The sequence below is a fragment of the Aeromonas sp. Prich7-2 genome (assembly GCF_017939255.1).
GTDB lineage: Bacteria > Pseudomonadota > Gammaproteobacteria > Enterobacterales > Aeromonadaceae > Aeromonas > Aeromonas caviae.
In genome coordinates, this window is the sequence record NZ_JAGKRI010000310.1 from 17,263 (window position 1) to 18,639 (window position 1,377).

Annotated in this window: 2 protein-coding genes; both read left to right on the forward strand. The window is 44.4% G+C overall.

The genetic code is table 11. The features are described 5' to 3' along the window. The coding region (locus J9892_RS24910; RefSeq protein ID WP_246876742.1) for an integrase core domain-containing protein at window positions 1-415 on the forward strand (415 nt) is incomplete at its 5' end. Between the two features lie 345 nt (window positions 416-760). After that, window positions 761-1,279 carry a hypothetical protein gene (locus tag J9892_RS22390; protein WP_210539053.1) on the forward strand — a complete coding sequence of 173 codons (519 nt, stop codon included), beginning with the start codon at window positions 761-763 and terminating at the stop codon, window positions 1,277-1,279. Window positions 1,280-1,377: the final 98 nt, after the last annotated feature.

A 1,377-nucleotide genomic window follows, 5' to 3' on the forward strand; every position in this document is an offset into this window, starting at 1 on the left:
CCATGTGCTCAACGAAACGGTCCTGCCGTTCTTCGAGGCTCACGAGGCGCGGGTCTATACCATCCTGTCGGACAACGGGCGCGAGTTCTGCGGGCGCCCTGACCATCACCCCTACGAGCTGTTCCTGCAACTGGAGGGGATTGAGCACCGGACCACCAAGGTACGCAGGCCGCAGAGCAACGGCTTTATCGAGCGGCTACATCGCACCCTGCTGGATGAACACTTCCGTATCAAGGGGAGGACGACCTGGTATGAATCAGTGGAGCAGATGCAGACAGACCTGGACAGCTATCTGGATCACTACAACACCCAGCGGCCACATCAGGGCAGGATGATGGAGGGTCAAACCCCCTACAGCATGTTCAAAAAGGGTCTGAAATTGATACCGAAGGAAGTGCGCACTAAAGTAGCGTAAACAAGACACCGGTTTGAGGCCGGTGTCAGGTGATAACTAGATCTGTACATACAGCCTAGCCATATTTTGGTTAAAACCAGCACGGAGTCGCCCATATTGCCAGCTTTACCATCTGCAATTTATTTGTTGACACTTTACATAAATTTTTCATTCTTTAACTTTTACATCCCTACAGCATCGGCTAGGATAGTTTGCTGAGCAATAAGTAGGCAAGCGATGCTTTTATAATAAATGGAGCGTAATCACTCCCGAAATAGTTTAAAAGTCACATCACTATCTATAGTGAACGGCATATGTATCTACACAATGGAAATCGTGTTATATGAGTAAGGACAAGGATAACCTATGCAAAGACTAAATTTAGCATTACTGTTTTTATCATTACCAGCAATAGCCGACTCAATGAGCTTTGACTCACCATATGGAACATTTGTTATCACGGAAGACCAGTCTTCTATGGAGAGAACTTTCAAATTCAACAACAATTATCTAGGTAGTTCAGACTCTTATGTGCAGATTGAGGCAACACGACTTTCAAATCCTGATGAAGAACATAAATCCATAATACTGCTAAAAGGATTTACGGGCGGAAGTGGTTGTGAAAGTGAACTGTCCATAGTCACTATAAAAGAGGAGGGTGTTTTTTTCAGTCCTTCACTTTTAACCTGTGGGGGCGTTCATGACGTTTTTATTAAAGACGGGTATGTGGTCGTAGAAGCTGATGAAGATAGAGACAACAAAATAAAAGTAACTTATACCGTACTCGACTCTTCGGTATCCAAGAATGGCTTGCCAATGAAGGAACCTAATGCATTTATCATGTACAGAACCTTAAGCGGCAAGCGAATTAATAATACCGTCTAACGTGTTGTTTTGCTTGGATTTTCTCTGCCTACTCTTTTTGCCGTTTTTGGATAAATACACCATTGCCCACTCCAACTTCTCTGTTATTTCCTGCCACG